The sequence below is a fragment of the Streptococcus mitis genome, from assembly GCF_001579035.1.
GTDB lineage: Bacteria > Bacillota > Bacilli > Lactobacillales > Streptococcaceae > Streptococcus > Streptococcus mitis_J.
This window is the reverse complement of record NZ_KQ970287.1, coordinates 17,421-19,319: the sequence shown is the minus strand read 5'-3', so window position 1 is coordinate 19,319 and position 1,899 is coordinate 17,421. Positions and strand designations below refer to the sequence as shown.

The window sequence follows — 1,899 nt, the reverse complement described above, 5'->3', positions numbered from 1 at the left end:
GGCAGGACGTCTTTCATAAAGCCCAGAAATTCTCCCACAGGAATCTGAAAATAAGGGAGGATATTGACCACCACCAAAAGCAGGGGAAAAATCGAAATCAACCAATAGTAGGCTACTGCAACACTGGTCAACTCACTATCTGAGGCTTGATAATAATGCAAAAAAGCTTTTAATAGAGGCTTATCTACCAGCTCTTTCCACCACTTCTTCATGTCACACTCCTTCACTTACAATCTTATACTCAATGAAAATCAAATAGCAAACTAGCAAGCTAGCCGCAGGTTGCTCAAAGCCCTGCTTTGAGGTTGTGGATGAAACTGACGAAGTCAGTAACCATACCTACGGTAAGGCGACGCTGACGTGGTTTGAAGAGATTTTCGAAGAGTATTAACTAATTTCTTCTTACCAATTCCACCATATCATAAGGCAGGGTATTGGCAGCTTCCTTCAGAGAATAGTTCTCTAAGTTATTGACATTTTGTCGTAATTTCTTGGCATACTTGGTCGTAATCAATCGTTTCTCTTCATATTCAAAAATCAACTTGCGCTCCAAATAATAGCCCCTCAGCATTTCATCGATATTGTTAGGTTTGATACGTGTAATAACCCGTTCGACAAAGGCACCACTGCTGATAATAGCTGTTTCACGAAGACGAGACTCCTGCATAAAACTAATCAAAGAGCGTCTATAGACTCCCTTCAGGTTTTCCAAACTTTCAATAATCATCTCTGTATTGGCAAGATAGAGCTCTGCAATTTGGTCATAATCAAGAGCACGGAGACGGCTTTGCTCCTTGTCCTTCCAGCTACGGAAGGTCTTTCCGAGAGTAAAAACTTCATGAAGGAGAAAACGTAAAATCCGCAAAGAAACAAGGAAATAATAGGTCAATCGTGACGCAAACTTACGATTGATTCCTCGTTCTATATTTTTCAGATAACGTTGGTAAACTCGGTAAGCACGATTGCTAATGTTCCCCTCTTCATAGGCCTGTTCCAATCCATCACTTTCAATACTAAGAATCAAGAGTTTCAAAGCAGCCCAGTCTTCTTGAGCCCCCTTATTTTCTTGACTCAGGATGAGATTTTCAATACGTCCATGGTAATTGTCAATAGCCGCATAGAGGGGAAGTTTATTTCTAGTGCCTTCCAACTCTTTTTCCAACTCTAGCGTTACTTCATTCAAAATAGCGATATGCATGAGATAATCCTTGCTTTCCTCCTCTTCATCAGAAAGATGAGGCAAGACCACGAGACCTGTTAAAAAGCTGACAAGCGTGACACCTGCGACAAGGAAAAGTAAGAGGGGATACTCCTGCTCTAAATTACTTGGTATCAGAAGAATCGTAGCAATCGACACTGTTCCCTTGACACCTGAAAAAGTCAAGAGAAGCATATCCTTCATATACTTATTTAGCTTTTTCTTGAGACGTCTAGTCCTATAGGCATAATAGCCATAAATCATGACAAAACGAATAGCAAAGAGGACAAAGGTAAGGGCGACAAGAGATAGCAGCAAAAGTAGAGGATTATAGATTGGATTGGTTAAGATAGGCTCTGCTATCATTTCCAGCTCCATCCCTAAAATCACAAAGACAGAACCGTTTAGCATAAAGTTGACTGTATGCCAGACCGTCTCGGTCACCGTATCCACTTGGGCTTCGAGGAGCGTGATTTTCTTAAAACGGCTTGCCTTTAAAATCCCAGCAACCACAACGGCAATAATCCCTGAAACATGGACTTCTTCTGCTAGGAAGAAGGTCACCAGAGGCAAACTCAATTCTAGTAAAAGTTCGCTGGCAATATCCGTTGCTCTCACACTTAGCAAGAAGCTATGGAGGAAACGATTGGTCATGGCTGTTAAAAAGCCAATCAAAAAACCGCCTAGGATTGAAAAGATGA

General features: G+C 41.3%; 1 protein-coding gene and 1 pseudogene. Both read right to left on the bottom strand.

Going from position 1 to position 1,899, the window contains the following annotated elements; translation table 11 throughout:
• Nucleotides 1–212, bottom strand: a pseudogene (locus SMIDD26_RS12775) (YihY/virulence factor BrkB family protein); the annotation flags it as partial.
• A 179-nt stretch (nucleotides 213–391) separates the two neighbouring features.
• A partial coding sequence (locus tag SMIDD26_RS04510) for a cation:proton antiporter domain-containing protein (RefSeq protein ID WP_246746903.1) occupies nucleotides 392–1,899 on the bottom strand: 1,508 nt, incomplete at its 5' end.